Source organism: Streptomyces abyssalis (assembly GCF_001751365.1).
GTDB lineage: Bacteria > Actinomycetota > Actinomycetes > Streptomycetales > Streptomycetaceae > Streptomyces > Streptomyces abyssalis.
In genome coordinates this window covers 197,155-214,508 of the sequence record NZ_LJGT01000037.1, presented here as the reverse complement: position 1 = coordinate 214,508, position 17,354 = coordinate 197,155, and the positions used below count along the sequence as shown (strand labels likewise).

General features: G+C 71.7%; 15 protein-coding genes. 6 read left to right on the top strand and 9 right to left on the bottom strand.

All coding sequences use genetic code 11. The features are described 5' to 3' along the window. Positions 1-134: 134 nt before the first annotated feature. Together AN215_RS04155 and AN215_RS04150 are read right to left on the bottom strand one after the other, a co-directional pair. On the bottom strand, positions 135-725 hold the full coding sequence (locus AN215_RS04155; RefSeq protein ID WP_070010162.1) for a GAF domain-containing protein: 591 nt from the start codon (positions 723-725) through the stop codon (positions 135-137). 265 nt (positions 726-990) lie between these two features. Beyond that, the gene (locus AN215_RS04150) at positions 991-1,824 is read right to left on the bottom strand and encodes a SigB/SigF/SigG family RNA polymerase sigma factor (protein ID WP_070010356.1); all 834 of its coding nucleotides are present in this window, start codon (positions 1,822-1,824) and stop codon (positions 991-993) included. A 281-nt stretch (positions 1,825-2,105) separates the two neighbouring features. Between AN215_RS04150 and AN215_RS04145 the strand changes: the two genes are divergently transcribed. Continuing rightward, positions 2,106-3,983: a thiamine pyrophosphate-requiring protein gene (locus AN215_RS04145; RefSeq protein WP_070010163.1), complete on the top strand. Its 1,878-nt coding sequence runs from the start codon at positions 2,106-2,108 to the stop codon at positions 3,981-3,983. A gap of 117 nt (positions 3,984-4,100) precedes the next feature. On the opposite strand, the gene AN215_RS04140 is transcribed toward AN215_RS04145, so the two are convergent. Then, entirely contained in the window at positions 4,101-4,322 is a 222-nt protein-coding gene (locus AN215_RS04140) for a DUF6158 family protein (protein ID WP_070010164.1), read from the bottom strand. A 155-nt stretch (positions 4,323-4,477) separates the two neighbouring features. Here AN215_RS04140 and AN215_RS04135 point away from each other — a divergent pair, with 155 nt between their 5' ends. The 5 genes from AN215_RS04135 (at position 4,478) to AN215_RS04115 (ending at position 9,494) form a co-directional block, all read left to right on the top strand. Continuing rightward, complete coding sequence (locus AN215_RS04135) at positions 4,478-5,686, top strand: baeRF2 domain-containing protein (protein WP_070010165.1); 1,209 nt, start codon at positions 4,478-4,480, stop codon at positions 5,684-5,686. 4 nt (positions 5,687-5,690) lie between these two features. After that, positions 5,691-6,089, top strand: coding sequence for a DUF2795 domain-containing protein (locus AN215_RS04130; protein ID WP_070010357.1), 399 nt, complete (start codon positions 5,691-5,693; stop codon positions 6,087-6,089). 512 nt (positions 6,090-6,601) lie between these two features. After that, on the top strand, positions 6,602-8,116 hold the full coding sequence (locus tag AN215_RS04125; RefSeq protein ID WP_070010358.1) for a bifunctional phosphatase PAP2/diacylglycerol kinase family protein: 1,515 nt from the start codon (positions 6,602-6,604) through the stop codon (positions 8,114-8,116). A 118-nt stretch (positions 8,117-8,234) separates the two neighbouring features. Further along, the gene (locus AN215_RS04120; protein WP_079122677.1) at positions 8,235-9,104 is read left to right on the top strand and encodes a methyltransferase domain-containing protein; all 870 of its coding nucleotides are present in this window, start codon (positions 8,235-8,237) and stop codon (positions 9,102-9,104) included. A 33-nt stretch (positions 9,105-9,137) separates the two neighbouring features. Beyond that, positions 9,138-9,494: a VOC family protein gene (locus tag AN215_RS04115; protein ID WP_070010167.1), complete on the top strand. Its 357-nt coding sequence runs from the start codon at positions 9,138-9,140 to the stop codon at positions 9,492-9,494. A gap of 344 nt (positions 9,495-9,838) precedes the next feature. Here AN215_RS04115 and AN215_RS04110 read toward each other — a convergent pair whose 3' ends face one another. The 6 genes from AN215_RS04110 to AN215_RS04085 all read right to left on the bottom strand — a co-directional run bounded on the left by AN215_RS04110 (position 9,839) and on the right by AN215_RS04085 (position 17,252). Beyond that, on the bottom strand, positions 9,839-10,828 hold the full coding sequence (locus AN215_RS04110) for a zinc-dependent alcohol dehydrogenase family protein (RefSeq protein ID WP_070010168.1): 990 nt from the start codon (positions 10,826-10,828) through the stop codon (positions 9,839-9,841). Then, positions 10,825-11,727, bottom strand: coding sequence for a carbohydrate ABC transporter permease (locus tag AN215_RS04105; protein ID WP_070010169.1), 903 nt, complete (start codon positions 11,725-11,727; stop codon positions 10,825-10,827). The genes AN215_RS04110 and AN215_RS04105 overlap by 4 nt, the downstream gene beginning before the upstream one ends. Further along, entirely contained in the window at positions 11,724-12,692 is a 969-nt protein-coding gene (locus AN215_RS04100) for a carbohydrate ABC transporter permease (protein ID WP_070010170.1), read from the bottom strand. The genes AN215_RS04105 and AN215_RS04100 overlap by 4 nt, the downstream gene beginning before the upstream one ends. Then, positions 12,689-14,050, bottom strand: a complete 1,362-nt coding sequence (locus AN215_RS04095) for an ABC transporter substrate-binding protein (protein WP_070010171.1) — start codon at positions 14,048-14,050, stop codon at positions 12,689-12,691. Before AN215_RS04095 ends, AN215_RS04100 begins: the two co-directional genes overlap by 4 nt. A 97-nt stretch (positions 14,051-14,147) precedes the next feature. Then, entirely contained in the window at positions 14,148-14,909 is a 762-nt protein-coding gene (locus AN215_RS04090) for a DeoR/GlpR family DNA-binding transcription regulator (RefSeq protein WP_070010172.1), read from the bottom strand. 234 nt (positions 14,910-15,143) lie between these two features. Further along, complete coding sequence (locus AN215_RS04085; RefSeq protein WP_070010359.1) at positions 15,144-17,252, bottom strand: DUF5107 domain-containing protein; 2,109 nt, start codon at positions 17,250-17,252, stop codon at positions 15,144-15,146. Positions 17,253-17,354: the final 102 nt, after the last annotated feature.

Below are 17,354 nucleotides of genomic sequence, written 5' to 3'. Positions count from 1 at the left end.
CCGTCATCTGTCCTGTGTCAGCTGACGGGGGACGAATGAAAGCCGCCACCCGTCGGCGCTCTGAATAGGACAAACGCACAATGCGTCCACCTTCGCAGATGCTCCGGCGGTGCCGTATGCCGACACGTGCCGGCTCAGCGCGGACGCCGCAGCTTCCCCAGGTGCTCCTCGACGCCCCGCCCGCGGTTGCGCACGATCGCCTCCGCGAGCTCGGCCAGCTCCCCGCCCTTCTCCTCGACCACACCCGCCAGGCTCTGCGGACGGAAGGCGTAGACGGACAGGGTCAGCACCGCGCCCTCGTGACGGTAGGGCAGCGTCGCGGACGCGCGCAGACCCCGCTGCAGCGCCATGGCCCGGAAGCGCGGCCAGCGTGTCTCGTGCCGCACGTCGCCCGTCAGCACCGGCTCGCCGCTCTCCAGCGCCGAGGGGACGGGGCCTTCCTCGGACTCCCACTGGGCGGCGACGAGTTCGGCCACGTCGGGATGGGTGACGGCGGCAGCCGTACCCTCCGGGGAGTCGGCGAGCGGGCCGCCCGCCGTGTCGGTGAGCGTGACGGCGGCCGCGCAGCTGCCCGGGATGCAGGCGACGGAGCGCTGCGCGAGTTCGGTGAAGCCACGGGCGGGGGATGTCTCCCCGCCGCGCTCGTCCGCGTCCTCCAGCGGCGTCAGGGCCGGAGGAGCGGTGCGAGTCCCGTCGGGGGCGTCCAGCGGAGGCGGCGTTTCCACAGGCGTTCGGCTGCCCGGGAACAAGCACGGAAAACTGGCGGACGCGTGCGCAGGTTCGGCGGGCTTCGTGAACATCACGCAGCGCGCCCAGCGCCCAGCGCCCAGCGCCCAGCGCCCCGGGAGCCTGCCGCGTCGTAGGGACGCGGCAGGCTCCCGGGGGCGGTGAAGGGCGGCCGGCGCCGGCACCACGCTCCCGGCTCCCGGCCGCCCTTCACCCTTCACCGGTCACGCCTGCGGGCCTGCGGGCCTGAGGGCATGCGGACCCTCACGCAGCGGCGAGCTCCGGTTCGTCCTCGCGTTCGATGTCTGCGTCGACCTCTTGCTGCAGCTTGTCGCACGTGCGGCTGATGAGCCGGGAGACGTGCATCTGGGAGATGCCGAGCTGGTCGGCGATGTTCGTCTGCGTCATGTCGCAGAAGAAGCGCAGGTAGAGGATGCGGCGCTCGCGCTCCGGGAGCCGCTGCAGCCGCGGCTTGACCGACTCGCGGTAGACGACGTGGTCGAAGCCGGGCTCGCTGCGGCCGAGGGTGTCCGCGAGGGAGTAGCCGTCGTCCGCGCCGGGAAGCTCCGCGTCGAGGGAGAGGGTGCTGTAGCTCTCCAGCGCCTCCATCCCGACCAGCACGTCCTCCTGCGACATCCGGGCGTGCTCGGCGATCTGCGCCACCGACGGGCTGCGGTCGCCCATGGTCAGGCTCAGTTCGCGGCGGCTGATGCGGACGCGGTTGCGCAGTTCCTGCACGCGGCGCGGCACGTGCAGACCCCACATGTGGTCGCGGAAGTGGCGCTTGATCTCGCCGACGATGGTGGGCACCGCGAAGCTCTCGAACGCGCTGCCGCGGTCGGGATCGTAGCGGCCCACGGCCTTGACCAGGCCCAGCGAGGCGACCTGCTGCAGATCCTCCAGCGCCTCACCGCGGTTGCGGAACCGCTGCGCGAGACGTTCGGCCATCGGCATCCACGCCTCGACGACCTGCTGCTGCAGTGCTTCCTTTTCCGGACCTTCGGGGAGCGAGACGATGCGACGGAAGTCGGCAGCCGTGTCCGGGGCGTCGTCGTGCGGGTGACGCGCACGCTTGGTGCGGGTCTGTACGGGAGTCATGGTGCTTTCGACCTCTTCCCATCGGTGTTCTGCGTCCGAGCGGACACCGCGGGAGAGGCACATGCGGTCGGACCCTTACGGTCCCGAGCGGACTCACAGGTCCCGCTCCCGCGGATGTGCCTTCTTGCCGAAGCACTGGTGACTCGCATGCCCCTGCCTTCCGGCGGCAAACGTTCAACGTCCCGTTCTGCGTTGTGGCTTGTGCCACCGCCGGGGTTTCCGGCCCTGCGGTCCGGTAACCCGCCTCGGGCCCCCGCCCCGCAGAAGAGGAGCGCACCTCCATGTCAGAGAAGGTTTCCGACTACATCCTGCGCAGGCTGCGCGAGTGGGAGGTCGAGCACGTCTTCGGCTACCCCGGGGACGGCATCAACGGTCTCCTCGCCGCCTGGGAGCGCGCCCGCAACGAGCCGCGGTTCGTCCAGGCGAGGCACGAGGAGATGGCCGCGTTCGCCGCCGTCGGCTACGCCAAGTTCCGCGGCACGCTTGGTGTGTGCACCGCCACGTCGGGTCCGGGCGCGGTCCACCTGCTCAACGGGCTCTACGACGCCAAGCTCGACCACGTACCCGTCGTGGCGATCGTCGGCCAGACCGCACGCTCCGCCATGGGCGGCTCCTACCAGCAGGAACTCGATCTGCACTCCCTCTTCAAGGACGTCGCCTCGGAGTTCCTGGAGACGGTCACCGTCCCCGAGCAGCTGCCCAACGTGCTGGACCGCGCCATCCGCACGGCCTACGCGCGCCGCGCTCCCACGGCCGTCATCGTCCACTCGGACGTGCAGGAGCTCGACTACCGGCCGCCCGGTCACGAGTTCAAGATGGTGCCGTCCAGCCTCGGCAGCAGCGGCTGGCACACCGAGCCCGCAGAAGGGGCGCTCGACCATGCCGCCGAGGTGCTCAACTCCGGCAAGAAGGTGGCGATTCTGGCCGGACAGGGCGCACGCGGCGCTCAGGCCGAGGTGCAGCAGGTCGCCGGCGTTCTGCAGGCCGGGGTGGCGAAGGCCCTCCTCGGCATGGACGTGCTCCCCGACACCCTGCCGTACGTCACGGGTCCCATCGGACTGCTCGGCAGCCGTCCCAGCTACGAGATGATGCGGGACTGCGACACCTTCCTCACCATCGGGTCGAGCCTGCCCTACAGCCAATTCCTGCCGCCCTTCGGCAAGGCCCGCGCCGTCCAGATCGACCTGGACCCGCACATGGCCGGGATGCGCTACCCGTACGAGGTGAACCTCATCGGCGACGCCGGCGCCACTCTGCGGAGGCTGCTGCCCAAGCTCCGGCAGAAGGACGAAGGGACCGAGTGGCAGGAGGAGTTGATGGCCTCCGTCGACCGCTGGAAGGAAGTGATGCGGCGCCGCGCCCAGGTGAGCGCGGACCCGGTCAACCCGGAGTACGTCGCGCACTGCCTCGATCCGCTGCTCCCCGACGACGCCGTCGTCACCGCCGACTCCGGTTCCGCGACCAACTGGTACGCACGGCACCTGACCATGCGCGGCAGCATGCGCGGCTCGCTGTCGGGGACGCTGGCGACGATGGGATGCGCCGTTCCGTACGCGATCGGCGCGAAGTTCGCCCATCCGGACCGGCCCGTCGTCGCGCTGGTCGGCGACGGTGCGATGCAGATGAACGGGCTCGCCGAGCTGATCACGATCGCCAAGTACCGGATGTCCTGGGAGGATCCGCGGTTCGTGATCGGTGTGTGGAACAACGGCGATCTCAACCAGGTGACGTGGGAGATGCGCGCCATGAGCGGGTCACCGCAGTTCGTGCCGTCGCAGTCCCTGCCGGACGTCTCCTACGCCGCCTTCGCCCGCTCGCTCGGCATGACCGGCATCAGGGCCGAGAGGCCGGAGGAGGTGGAGGACGCCTGGCGCCAGGCCCTGGAATCGGGCGGCCCCGCCGTCGTCGAGTTCATGACCGACCCGTCCGTGCCGCCGATCCCGCCGCACGCCGACTGGGACCAGATCGAGGCGACGGCGGCGTCGATCGTCAAGGGCGACAGCGCCCGCAGGTCGGTGGTCAAGCAGGGCTTCAAGGCGAAGCTGCAGGAGTTCCTGCCGGGCGGCAGGCCCCATCCGGCGGCGGACGAGCGGAACGAGCGCGACAGGAGCCACGAGGGAGACGAGGGCGACGGCACCAAGCGGAACACCGACGGCTGACCGGCTCCGCCCGTACGCCGCACAGACGTCAGGCCCGCGTCCCGTGGCGCGGAACCGGGCGTCGGACGGGTGTGCGGGCCGCCGACCAGGGCCCCCGCACACCCGCCCGTCACCTCTTCATGCGTTCCGGGCGCGGGCGCCCTCCCGTGTGCGGCCCGGCGTGACCGGGCGCTCCGGGTGCCGCCGCAGGTACTCGGCCTCCAGCTCCGTCATCCGGACGCTGTGCGCGGAGAGCGCGTCCTCTGGAGCGTGCAGCAGCGTGTCGTGCCGGGTGCGGTGAATGGTCTCCAGTTCCTTCAGGAGGTCCGCGTCTGACAGCTTGCGGGGGTCGATTCCCATGGGGCTCCCTCTCGGTGTCGTTGCGTGCTCCGTGTGAGCGCCGTGCGCGTGCCGCTCTGCCGCCGGCCTGCCAGGACTCCGGCGCGGCGCCGGGATTCCTCGTGTGTCCCGCGACCGTACGGGTACCCGGCCTCGGCAATCCAAGGAGGGAATCAATGGAACTCGGATTCCTCGGTCCGCTCTTCGAGCGCCAGGGCCCTTGGGCGTCGGTCTACTTCGACACCACGACGGCCTCCGAGGACGCCGCCGCCCGTCAGAAGCTGGGCGCCAAGTCGGCGAGCGAACAGCTCAAGGACGAAGGGGCCGACGACGCCACGTGCCGTGCCGTGTACGACAGGCTCGTATCGCTGCCCCGGGGGCAGGAACCGCCGGGTCACGCGGTCTTCGCCACGCACGGTGAGGTCGTACTGGAGACGGAACTGACGCTTCCGCCGCCCGGCGGGGGCCCTCTCGTCGCCTGGCAGGCGCTTCCCCGTATGGGGCCGCTCCTCGAACTCGCCGACAGCGACCCTCTCTGTCTCGTGGCCTACATCGACCGCAAGGGCGCCGAATTCGAGCTGAAGGGCCCCCTCGGCACGGAGACCGCGGGCCGCGTCACCGGCAGTGACTGGCCCGTGCACCGCACACCGACGGGCGACTGGTCGGAGCGGCACTTCCAGACGGCGGTCGAGAACACCTGGGAGCAGAACGCGGCGGAGATCGCCGAGGACCTGCGTGTCCGCTGGGAGAAGTGCGGCGCGGAAGTGCTCGTACTGGCCGGGGACGCCCGGGAGCGGAACGCCGTCCACGACCGTCTACCGCCCGACTTGCGCGAACGCACCGTCCAGGCCGAGCACGGCGTACGGGCCGACGCCGCCGCCGAGGGGCCGGCCACCAACACCGCGGGCGGCCGCCGGCTGCTGGCGGAAGAGGTCGCGCACGCGCGCTCGGACTACGCACGGCAGCGTGTCGCCAAGGCGCTGGAGCGCTTCCAGGCAGGACGCGCCCCGGGCGAGGACGGCGGCATCGACGCCGCCGAGGGCGTACCGGCACTGGTCGAGGCGGCGCGCGAGCACCGCATCGGGGTGCTGCTCGTACGGCCCTCGGGCGCGGATCTGCGCCGCGAGGTCTGGGTGGGCGGCGAACCGGGCCAGGTCGCGGTGCGCCGCAGCGAAACCCAGTACCTGGGCGCGACGGAGCCGTCATCGGCGCGCGCGGACGACGCGCTGATGCGTTCCGTGGCGGCGACGGGCGCCGACGTGCTGTGCGTACGGGACTCCGCCGCCCCCGAAGGAGTACCACCGGACCTGCCCGACGGCGGACTCGGCGCCCTGCTGCGCTGGCCGCACGGAGGAGCACCGGAAGGAGGTGGAGCCGGTGGCTGACAACATGCAACGCGGCAGCGACCGATTGAACGTCCACCGGGACGACGAGGCCAAGCGGGAGATGCAGGGCCGCATCCGGTCCGGGCACCCCACGCGGGCCGAGGAGTGGGACGACCCCGAGCCGGGCGCCGACGACGACCCGGAGGTCACCGAGCGGCCGGTTCCGGTGCTGGGCGCGGCCGGCCGGGAGGAGGCGGAGGACGAGGCTCTGCGCTCCGACCTCGCCCGGCACCTCGGCCGCGGCGCGTTCCCATCGGACCGTGAAGGGCTCAAGCGCGTGCTGCTGGACCGGTACGCGCCGGACTCCCTGGTGGAGACCGTACGGGAGCTGCCCAAGGGCGGTGACACGTACGGGAACGTGCAGGAGGTGATGGCCGCGCTGGGGCGGAAGCCCCAGGCGTGACGCGGTGTTCCGCGTCCGAGCGGAGCGGCTGCCGTCCGGGATGACCGGGTGGCAGCCGCTTCTTGCGGGTGACGGGCCGGCCTCCTTGCGGGCTGCCTTCTTGCGGGCGGGTGCCGAGCCTCACATCGGGGCAGGGGCACGCGCGGGGGCCACGGGCACAGTTACGGCCGTGGTCACGGACGGCGAAGGTTTACCGACAACCCGGTCAGAGAAGGCAAAGCTCCATGGCAACGTTCACCACCCGCGTGGGGCAGAGTCTCCGCACCCTCCGCCGTCAGCGCCTCCAGGCACCGTCCGGTCCGGCCAAGCCGGTGAGGGGCGCCCGCCCGGGACGGACGGCCCCGTTGCCGGCCCGGTTGCGGGCTCACATCCCGGCAGAGCTCCCGGCGGTGTTCCGGGCGCCGCACTTCCGGCGGCTGGGAGGCTCGGAACCGGCGGGCGCCAAGGCGTCCTGGCGCCAATGGCCTGCGTCCCGTGCCTGGTCCTCGGCGGACCGCCGCATCTTCGAGCTGGTGGCCACCCGCGACTGGCCGGGCCCGGAGCGGGTGCTGCCCCGCCTGAGCCGGAGCGCGAACCACGGCCGGCTGTGGTTCGCCGTGGCGGGCGCCATAGCGCTGTCGAACACCCCGCGCGCCCGCAGAAGCGCGGCACGCGGCCTCGCGTCTCTGGCTGTCGCCTCGGCGACGGTCAACACCCTGGGCAAGCGCTCGGTGCGGCGGGACCGGCCGCTGCTGGACGGTGTGCCGCTCATCAGGCAGCTGCACCGCCAGCCGGTGACCACGTCCTTCCCGTCGGGTCATGCCGCGTCCGCAGCCGCCTTCGTCACAGGCGTGGCCCTGGAGTCGCCCCGCTGGGGGGCCGCGGTCGCGCCGCTCGCGGCGGCGGTCGCCTTCTCCCGTGTCTTCACCGGCGTCCACTACCCCAGCGACGTCCTCGTCGGTGCGGCGCTCGGCGTCGGCTCGGCCTTCGCCGTCCGGGGCATCGCGCCCACCCGTTCCCAACTGCCCTCCCCGGGCCGCCCGTTGGCGCACGCGCCCGCCATGCCGGAGGGGTCGGGGCTGGTGCTGGTCGCCAACTCCACGTCCGGGTCCCGCATGGACGACTCCGGCGCGGCGGCCGAGCTGACCGGGCTCGCGGAGCCCGAGGAACCGGCCGCGCTGGCCGTCGTGCGGAACATGCTGCCCAAGGCGGAGATCATCCCCTGCGACCCGAAGTCCGGCGGTCTGCCCGGCGCGCTGGAGGAGGCCGCCCAGCGGGCCGCCGAGCTGGGCGGCGCCCTCGGTGTCTGCGGCGGTGACGGCACCGTGAACGCCGCCGCGTCCAGCGCCGTACGGGCCGGTGTCCCGCTGGCCGTCCTGCCGGGCGGCACGCACAACCACTTCGCCTTCGACCTGGGCATCGAGGAGTTCGCCGACACGTGCCGCGCCGTGCAGTCCGGTGACGCCGTCGCCGTGGACGTGGGGCGCTTCACACCGCAGCCGGGGCCGGAGGCACGGGCCGCCGGGCGTCCGGATGCCGAAGTACCGCAGGAGACGGGGTACTTCCTCAACACCTTCAGCCTCGGCGCCTACCCGGAACTGGTCCGCATCCGCGAACGCTGGGCCCACCGCGTCGGCCCCTGGCCCGCCGGGGTTCTGGCGGCGCTGCAGGTCCTGCGTACGAGCGGACCGGTGGAGGCCGGGCTGGGCGGCAAGGAACGCGACCTGTGGCTGCTCTTCGCCGGCAACTGCGCCTACAAGGTGGGCATGGCGCCGGTACGGCGGCACGACCTCGCCGACGGCATGCTCGACGTCCGCATCGTCAAAGCGGGCCGCTGGTCCCGTACGCGACTGTTCATAGCTGCCCTCACCAGCGCCGTGGACCGCTCGCCGCTGCACAGCACGACCCGGCTGCGCCGCCTGATGATCACCGACATCCCACCGGACACGCATCTGTCGTACGACGGCGAAGTGGCGCCCGCCCCGCGGCGGTTGCTGCTCGACAAGCAGCACGAGGCGCTGGTCGTGTACCGCCCGCTGGACGTGTGAGGTCACCCGGCACGGGTGAGCGCGTCTGATCCGCCCTGTCCGGGTGGCGACGAGTGGCGCCCGTCCGCATGGCGGTCACCGGTCTCCCCCTCCCCCGGGGACGCCATACCCTGCGGACATGGCCGATGGGCGAGCTGGAGAACCCGGGCGGGCGGCGCGCGCCGCGACGGACGGGACGCGTCACGCGGAGACCGCGACGTACACGCACGGGCACCACGAGGCGGTGCTGCGTTCGCACACCTGGCGTACGGCGGCCAACTCGGCCGGGTATCTGCTGGACGAACTGAAGCCCGCCGCGCGGGTGCTGGACATCGGATGCGGGCCCGGCACCATCACGGCCGACCTGGCCGCGCTCGTACCGGACGGACACGTCACCGCTCTCGACCCGGCAACGGGCGTACTGGCGCAGGCACGGGAGACTGCGGCCGGCCGGGGCCTGGACAATGTGACGTTCGGGACCGGCGACGTGCACGCCCTGGAGTACCCGGACGGCGCGTTCGACGCCGTACACGCCCATCAGGTGCTGCAGCACGTCGGCGATCCGGTGCGGGCACTGCGGGAGATGCGCCGTGTGTGCGCGCCGGGTGGCGTCGTCGCCGCCCGCGACGCCGACTATGCCGCGATGTTCTGGTATCCCGCGGTCGACGGGCTCACCGGATGGCTGGAGCTGTACCGGCGGGTGGCGCGCGCCAACGGCGGTGAGCCGGACGCGGGACGGCGGCTGCACGCCTGGGCGCGTGAGGCGGGTCTGCGGGACGTCACCGCGTCGTCGACGACGTGGTGCTTTGCCAGCGCGGAGGACCGGGCGTGGTGGAGCGAGTCGTGGGCGGAGCGCACGCTCGCCTCGTCTTTCGCCGCGTCCGCCGTGGACGGCGGGCACGCCACCCGCGAGCAGTTGCGGGCGGCGGCGGACGCCTGGCTGGAGTGGGGCGCGCGGGAGGACGCCTGGTTCGCGGTGCCGCACGGGGAGATCCTGTGCCGGGCCTGACGTGCGCCGAGCCGCCCAACTAGGGTGCGGGGCATGGACATTCTGGGGACTTCACTGCGCGTCTGCGTCGACGATCTGGACGCCGCAGTTCCGGCGTACGAGCGCCTGGCGAGCACCGAGGCGGTGCGTTTCACGCAAGGGCCGGTGCAGGTCGCGGCCGTGGGGCCCTTCTTCCTGATGAGCGGCCCGTCGGAGCATCTGGAGATCCTGCGGAAGATCGCGGCGACGCTCGCCGTGAAGGACGTTGCCGAAGCCGTCGCCGACCTGGAGGCGGTGGGTGCCCAGATCGTCGCCGGTCCGAAGGAGACCCCGATCGGGCGCAGCGTCATCGCCCGCCACCCTGACGGCAGTGTCTTCGAGTACGTCGACCGGCAGGGGGCGGACGGCTGACCGCCGTCGGCACCTGACCGGACGCCGCGGCCGCCCGGGCCGTCCCGGCGCCGCCGGGACCTCGCCGTCATGGCCGAACTCGCCGTGGCTGTCCGGGTGTCACCCGCATCGTCGCGTCGGCGAAAGCCTGTCGCAACCGGAGCCGCGCCCCGGCCTGCCGGCCTCGACACCCAGGGCCGGGCCCGGCGAGACCCGGTCAGCGAGGGGCCAACGCTCCCGTCGAAGCGGAGCAACGCGCCGCGACCGGGGCGCCGCTCCGTCGGGGCCCCGCCCAGCGAGGGGCGCACTCCCGGGCCACGAGGCCCGGAGGAGGCCGACTTCGGCGCGGCGCCGGACCGGCAAGGTCACGGCACCACGACGATCTTCCGCCCCTTGCCCGCCGCGAAGCGGTCCAGCGCGTCCGGGTACTCGTCGAGCGGCAGCCGGTCGGAGATGAAGATCTCCGGGTCCAGCACGCCGCCCGCGAACAGTTCGGCGGCCCGCTCGTAGCTGTGCAGGACGGCCATGGAGCCGGTGATGGTGATCTCCTGATTGTAGATCTTGTACGGCTCGATGGTGGCGGTCGTCGCGTAGTCGGAGACCCCGAACTGGAGGAATGTTCCGGCCTTGGCGACGCGGCCGAGACCGTCCTGGATCGCCGCGGCGTTGCCCGTGGCGTCGACGACGAGGTCCCAGCCCTGGGGGCGGTCCAGTTCGTCGGCGTCCGCGGCCGCGGCGGAGCAGCCCAGCCGCCTCGCGGTGGCCAGCCGCTCCTCGTTGAGGTCGAGCACGTCGACGCTGGCGGCGCCCGTCCGCTTGGCGAGCTCCAGCATCATCAGGCCCATGGTGCCGGAGCCGTAGATCAGTACGTGGGCGCCGAGTTGGCTGCTGAGGACGTCGTAGCCGCGTACGGCACAGGACAGCGGCTCGATGAGGGCGGCGTCCTGGGTGCGTACGTGGTCGGGCAGCTTGACGCAGTTGGCCACGGGCGCGACGGCGTACTCGGCGGCGCCGCCGGCGGTGGTGACGCCGATGGCCGCCCAGCGTTCGCACAGGTTGTTGTGCCCGGTGCGGCAGTAGCGGCACTCGTAGCAGTACAGGGAAGGGTCGACGGCCACGCGGTCGCCGACGGCCAGTTCGCTCACCTCGCTGCCGGTGCCGACGACCTCACCGGCGAACTCGTGGCCGGGAACGAGCGGCAACGACGGGGCGAACTCGCCCTGCCGGATGTGCAGATCGGTGCCGCACAGCCCGCACGCCGCCACCTGCACGACGACCTGGCGCGGACCGGGCGTCGGATCGGGGACGGTGGTGAGTCCGACCTTGCCCACGGACTCGACGAGAGCTGCCTTCATTTCACGGCTCCTAGAGACAGGCCCTGGACCAGCTTGTCCTGGGCGGCGAACCCTGCCGCGAGCACCGGCAGGGAGATCACGAGCGACGCGGCGCACACCTTCGCCAGGAACAGGCCCTGGCTGGTGATGAATCCGGTCAGGAAGACAGGCGCGGTCTGTGCGATCACTCCCGTCAGGACCCGGGCGAAGAGCATCTCGTTCCAGCTGAATATGAAGCAGATCAGCGAGGTCGCGGCGATGCCGGGCATCGCGATCGGGGCGACGACGCGGGTGAGGATCACCGGCAGGCGCGCCCCGTCGATCTGAGCGGCCTCGATCAGCGCGGTGGGGATCTCGGCGAGGAAGGACTGCATCATCCACACCGCGATCGGCAGGTTCATGGAGGTGTAGAGGATGACCAGCAGCCAGATGTTGTCCAGCATGCCGGAGTTCTTCGCGAACAGGTAGATCGGCAGCAGGCCCGCGACGACCGGGAGCATCTTCGTGGAGAGGAAGAAGAACAGGACGTCGGTCCACTTCTTCACGGGCCGGATGGACAGCGCGTACGCGGCGGGCAGCGCCAGCAGCAGCACGAACACGGTGGAGACCACCGACGCCGTCACGGAGTTGGCCAGTGAGAACCAGGGGCTCGGTCCTCCCCCGGCGCCGAAGAACTCGCGGTAGCCGTCGAGGGTGAGCGGCGCCGCCAGCGACGGCGGGTTGGTGGCGGCGTCGGCCTCGGAGTGCAGCGAGGTCAGAACCATCCACAGCACGGGCAGTACGAAGAGGATGCCGACGAGCCAGGCGATCAGGCCCAGTCCCGCGTTCCTGCGGCGCACGCTCTTGGGGGCGGTGTTCGGGGCTGTGCTCGGGGCGGCGTTCGTCTTCGCGGCGGGCGATGCGGACGTGGCGGCGCTCATGACCGGGCCTCCTCGCGGAAGAGGGACGAGACCACCCGCAGTGCGAAGGTGGCGATGATGATGGAACCGATCACGACCAGCACGCCGGCCGCCGAGGCCACTCCGTACTCGTGGCCCTGGTAGAAGGTCTGGTAGATCGTGTACGGCAGGTTGGCGGTGCCGAGCCCGCCGGAGGTGATGGTGAAGACGGCGTCGAAGTTCTGCACGATGTAGACGGTGCCGAGCAGGGCGCCCAGTTCGAGATAGCGGCGCAGGTGGGGCAGCGTGATGTAGCGGAAGACCTGCCATGCGCTCGCCCCGTCGATCCACGCGGCCTCGACGGCCTCCATGGGGCGGCTCTGCAGGCCGGCCAGCAGGATGAGCATCATGAACGGCGTCCACTGCCACACCAGTGACGCCTCGACCGCGCCGAGCGGCATCTCGGCGACCCAGTCGGGCTGGGCGGCGTCGTCGCCGAAGACGGCGTGCAGCAGACCGTTGAAGAGCCCGTACTCGGGGTTGTAGAGCACGTGCTTCCACAGCAGCGCCGCGGCCACCGGCACCAGCAGGAACGGCGCGATCAGCATCGTCCGGACGGCGGCTCGGCCCTTGAAGCGGCGGTCGAGCAGCAACGCGAGGAGCATGCCCAGCACGAGGCTGACGAGCACGACGGTGGCCGTGAGGATGATCGTCGTGAACACGGACTTGCGCAGCTCGGGATCGCTGAGCACCTCGGCGTAGTTGGCGAGTCCGGCGAAGGAACGGGCCTCCGGGTACAGCGCGTTCCAGTCGAAGACCGAGATCACCAGCGTGGCCACCATCGGCAGCTGGGTGACGATGATCAGGAAGATCAGCGCCGGCAGCAGCGGTGCGCGCGTGACCCAGGCGCGGAGCCGGGCGGGGGGTTTCGCCGGCGATGCGGGCGTTCCGGTGCGGCCGGTGGGGGCACCGGGTGGTGTGGTCGTGGTGGTCGTCGTGTCGGTCACTGTCCTCGCCCCTCGTACTCCTCGGAGATCTCCACGGCCAGCTGCTGCGACTTCTTCAGGGCCGTCTCGACGGACTGGCGTCCGGCGATGGCCGCGCTGATCTCCTGGGAGACCTTGGTGCCCAGGTCGGAGAACTCCGGGATGTCCACGAACTGGATGCCGATGGTGGGCCGTTGCTGCACACCCGGGTCCCGCGGGTCGGCTTCGGTGATCGCCTTGCGGGTCGTCTCACCGAAGGCGCCGGCCGTCTTCTTGTACTCCGGGATGCCGTACGTCGAAGTGCGCTTGCCCGCAGGGACGTTGGCCCAGCCGAACTCCTTGCCGACCAGGTGCTCGTACTCCTTGCTGGAGGCCCAGGAGATGAACTTCCAGGCCTTGTCCTGGTTGCGTGAGGACTTCTGCAGGCCCCAGGCCCAGCTGTAGAGCCAGCCGGAGGACTTGGTCTTCACGGTCGGCGCGGGCGCGTAGCCGATCTTGCCCTTGACGGGGGACTTCTCCGCTTCGAGGGACCCGGCGCCGGACGTCGCGTCGTACCACATGGCGGACTTGCCCTGCGTCATGTTGTTCAGGCACTCGGCGAAGCCGGACTGGGTGGCGCCGGACTGGCCGTGCTTGCGCACCAGGCCGACGTAGAACTTGGTGGCCTTCACGAAGGCCGGGTCGGTCAGCTTCGCCTTGTAGTTCTTGTCGAACCAGGTGCCGCCGAAGGTGTTGACGACGGTCGTGAGCGGTGCGATCACCTCGCCCCAGCCGGGCAGTCCGCGCAGGCAGATGCCGCTCATGCCCTTCTCCGCGCCGTCGGCCTCGGCGGCGAGCTTCGCGACCTGCGGCCAGGTCGGCTTGGCGGGCATCTTCAGGCCCTTCTTCTCGAAGACGTCCTTGCGGTACATCAGGAAGGAGGACTCGCCGTAGAAGGGCTCAGCGTAGGTCTTGCCGTCCTCGCCCTTCAGGGACTCCCGGATGGGCGGAAGGATGTCCTTCTGGTCGAAGTCCTTGTCCTTCTTCAGGTAGCCGTCGAGCGGCTTGAGCCACTCGTTCCTGGCGTAGATCGGCGCCTCGTAGTTGCTGATCGTGGCGACGTCGTACTGGCCGGCCTGATTGGCGAAGTCCTGTCCGATCTTGTCGCGGACGTCGTTCTCCGGCAGCGTCGTGAAGTTGACCTTGATGCCGGTCTTCTTCGTGAAGTGCTTGGCGGTCAGCTTCTGCAGCTCGACCATCTGCGGGTTGTTCACCATCAGCACATTGATGGTGTCGCCGCCGGTGGCGAGGCTGCCGGCGCCGGCACAGGCGGCCAGCAGCACGTTGGCCGTGGCGACTCCTATCACTGCGCGTGTCCTGCGGCGGCTGCGGGTGCGCATGAGCGGTCTCCTGGTCATAAGGGGGCGAAACGGGCGTGGGATGCGCGGTGTGGTCGGTTGTCGGAGGAACCGGGAAGGGCAGGGTGCGTGCGGGCCGTCAAGCCCGGATCACCTGCGGTCCGCGAAGCGAGTACCGGTGGGCCTCGGAGGCGGGCAGGCCCGTGGAGGTGACGATCGTCTGGAAGTCACCGACCTCCGCGAACCGGCAGAAGCTCACCGCACCGAACTTCGTGTGCATGCCCGCGAAGATCCGCCGCCGGGAGGCGCGCAGCGCCTGCGCCTTGACCTCGCTGACAGCCGGATCGGGGGTGGTGAGGCCGTGTTCACGGGAGATGCCGTTGGCCCCGACGAAGGCCAGATCGATGACGAACCCGGCGAGCATCTTCGTCGTCCAGTGATCGACGGTGGCAAGCGTGCCGCCCCGCACGCGTCCGCCGAGCAGCAGCACGGTGATCTCCTCGGCCGTGGCCAGCGCACCCGCCGCGGCCAGGGAGGCCGTCACGACGGTCAGCGGACGGTCACGGGGCAGGGCCTCGGCGATGAGCTGCGGCGTGAAGCCCTCGTCGATGAAGACCGTCTCCGCCTCACCGAGGTGTTCGACCGCGGCGGCGGCGATGCGGCGCTTCTCCGGAACGTGCATGGTCGTGCGGAACGCGAGCGTCGTCTCGAAGCCGGCGCTCTCCACGGGATACGCGCCGCCGTGGGTGCGGCGCAGCAGCCCGTGCGACTCGAGTACGCGCAGATCACGGCGGACCGTCTCCTTCGCCACCCCCAGTTCGGCGGCGAGCTCGGCGACGTCCACGGACCCGCTTCGCCGGGCGGCCCCGACGATCTCCCGCTGACGTTCCTCCGCGCTCATGGGCGGCGCTCCCTTCCCTCTCCGTACGGACACGGATCTGCCCGTTCGGGCTCGTGTGGAGAGTTGTACAGCTCGTGGAAGGCGAGGACCAGGCCAAATACGGGCTGGATCGTGACCGTATCTGCCCGTTCACGTGCGGGCACCGGGGCACTGTTCCCTGGGACGGAACGGCTCCGGGGGCGGGCGCCGGTGTCTGTTTCCGGGTCGGCCGGTGCCCGTTCCGGGCCCGGCTTGTCAGGCCGGGCGCATCCGGAAGTCGTACCGAGCGGGCAGCGGCTCCCTGCTGATCGCCGCCCAGGTCTCCCCGAGCACTTCGTCGCCCTCCCGCAGATCGTCCACGTCGAACCCGGCGTCGAAGAGCGCCCGTGCCGCAGCCTTTTCGCCCTGTGCCAGCAGCACCTGTGCACGCAGGAGCTGGAAGCGGCCGCGCCTCGCGTACGCCGAGGGCAGTCCGTCCAGGGCCCCGGCAGCGGCCGCGGGGCGGCCGGCGGCGAGCAGCACGGGAACGGCCTCCCGTACGAGCGCGGCCGCCGCCGGTCCCCCGGCGGCCGACGCCAGGTCGAGGGCGGCCAGGTAGCGGTCCGCGGCACGTTCGGGGTGCAGGCCGGTGGCGGCGTCGTGCGCGTCGGCGAAGGCCAGACACCGCAGCGACCAGGGTGTGGGCACCGCCGCGGCGGAGCGCTCCCAGCTGCGTACGGCCTGCGCGCGGTCGCCGGCGTGCCACTGGGCGACGCCCAGGTGGTAGTCGGTGCGCGGCCCCGAGGGCGCGCACTCCAGCTGGTCGCGCCAGGCGTCGGAGACGAGGGTCGGGCCGGGCGGGGACGAGGTCAGGGCGGCACGGGACGCGGTCGGGGTGCCGCCGGCGGGGGTACCGGCGGTGCGGGACGAGCCGGAGGTGCCGGAGGCGCCCGAGCCGGCGCGGGACCCGGCGGCGTCGTCGAGGAAGCGGCCCTGCGTGAGCAGTTCCATCCAGGGTCGCTGCTGCTCTCCGAGGGTCTCCCGCGGAAAGGGCGTACCGGGCAACTCGTGGCCGCCTCGGGCCACTTCGAGAGCGCCCCAGCCGGAGCCGGTGGCCAGCAGCCGGGTGCGAGGAGCGCCTTCCGTCGCGGCCCCGGGTCCGCCGTCCGGCTCGGTGTCCGGCTCGGTGTCCGCGTGGGGTCTCCAGGTCTCGAACGCCGCGGCCACCCCGGCACGTGGCAGGGCCTCCTCCAGCCGTGCCGCGGCGTGCCGGCGGGCGGCGCCCCAGTCGCCGCCGTGAACGGTGGACGGGTTCGCCGAGAGCGGTCCGTACGCCTCCAGCCACGCGAACTCCCCGCCCGCCTCCAGCGGGACGTGCTCCAGCTGCGTGCGTGCCAGCCCTGCCTGGATCTCGGCGTAGCCGCCGGTTCCGGGCTCGGTCAGCCACTGCTGCCAGCGCCGCCCGCCGGGCCCGTGGCCCCATACGAACAGCTTCCGGCCGCGCAGCAGGTCCGTGGAGGTCTGGACGAGGCCCGTGCCCCGCTCGTCGAGAGAGGCGATCCACTTCCTCTCCTCGCGGGGCACCTCGTAGAAGTAGTCGGCGGGGAACTCGCCGCGCAGCGCGTACGAGCGGTCCACCCCGTCCCACTCGGGCACGGGGATGCGGCGCAGGCGGCGCTCGTAGGCGAAATACCATGTCTCGTCCGCCGGTACGAGTACGCGGGTGCCTTCCTGCTCCGGCACGGCGATGTTCGACCACCAGTACACGGGCACCGTGCGGTCGTGCGGATTGCGGATGCGGACGCCCACGTGGAGGAAGTCTGACCCTTCCGGAAGCCACAGGTCCACCTGGAACGGGGTGTCGCGCAGCCGTTCCCACTCCCACAGCCGCAGCATGTCCCCGCCGTCGGGAGCGGGCACCCGGGCGGCGTGGACGGGGGCGACGGACAGCGTGGTGTGGCCGGTCGCGCCGATGTTCCACTCGATTCCCCCGGAGAACCACGCGCCGTTGAGGGCGAAGTCGGCGGGCTGCAGCACGGGGTTGGTGTAGAGCAGTTCGCGCCCGGTGGGCTTGTGGTGGAGGGAGTGGACTCGGCCGCCGAAGCCCGGCAGCACGGTCGCCCGCAGCCGGTCGTTCTCCAGAACGAGGGCGTCGAGGCCGGCGGGGGTGCGCTCGCGCGTGTACCCGTCGAGTACGGGGACCGGAAGCACGGACCGCAGCGGGGCGTAGCCGACCTGACGCGCCATGTCGGGCGGCAGCTCGGCCCGTTGGCGCTCGTCGACGGTGTGCATCTCGTCCAGCGGCGCCAGCGCGGGCAGCGGGTTCTCAGGGCCGACGGGAGCGGCGGGCAGGTTGACGGTGGTGCGTCGCAGCGTCGCAGGCACGGTCGCCTCGATCCTCTCCGTGGGCGCCGCCGCCTTGCCGGGACCCCTGATGACCATGGAACACGCTGTACTGCGCCTTGAACAGGCCGCACGACCAGGCGC

What these genes read in the sequence shown, in the direction of transcription:
- AN215_RS04150 (WP_070010356.1), bottom strand. Translation starts at nt 1,824, where the DNA reads ATGACTCCCGTACAGACCCGCACCAAGCGTGCGCGTCACCCGCACGAC.
- AN215_RS04145 (WP_070010163.1), top strand. Translation starts at nt 2,106, where the DNA reads ATGTCAGAGAAGGTTTCCGACTACATCCTGCGCAGGCTGCGCGAGTGG.
- AN215_RS04140 (WP_070010164.1), bottom strand. Translation starts at nt 4,322, where the DNA reads ATGGGAATCGACCCCCGCAAGCTGTCAGACGCGGACCTCCTGAAGGAA.
- AN215_RS04135 (WP_070010165.1), top strand. Translation starts at nt 4,478, where the DNA reads ATGGAACTCGGATTCCTCGGTCCGCTCTTCGAGCGCCAGGGCCCTTGG.
- AN215_RS04130 (WP_070010357.1), top strand. Translation starts at nt 5,691, where the DNA reads ATGCAACGCGGCAGCGACCGATTGAACGTCCACCGGGACGACGAGGCC.
- AN215_RS04120 (WP_079122677.1), top strand. Translation starts at nt 8,235, where the DNA reads ATGGCCGATGGGCGAGCTGGAGAACCCGGGCGGGCGGCGCGCGCCGCG.
- AN215_RS04115 (WP_070010167.1), top strand. Translation starts at nt 9,138, where the DNA reads ATGGACATTCTGGGGACTTCACTGCGCGTCTGCGTCGACGATCTGGAC.
- AN215_RS04110 (WP_070010168.1), bottom strand. Translation starts at nt 10,828, where the DNA reads ATGAAGGCAGCTCTCGTCGAGTCCGTGGGCAAGGTCGGACTCACCACC.
- AN215_RS04105 (WP_070010169.1), bottom strand. Translation starts at nt 11,727, where the DNA reads ATGAGCGCCGCCACGTCCGCATCGCCCGCCGCGAAGACGAACGCCGCC.
- AN215_RS04095 (WP_070010171.1), bottom strand. Translation starts at nt 14,050, where the DNA reads ATGCGCACCCGCAGCCGCCGCAGGACACGCGCAGTGATAGGAGTCGCC.
- AN215_RS04090 (WP_070010172.1), bottom strand. Translation starts at nt 14,909, where the DNA reads ATGAGCGCGGAGGAACGTCAGCGGGAGATCGTCGGGGCCGCCCGGCGA.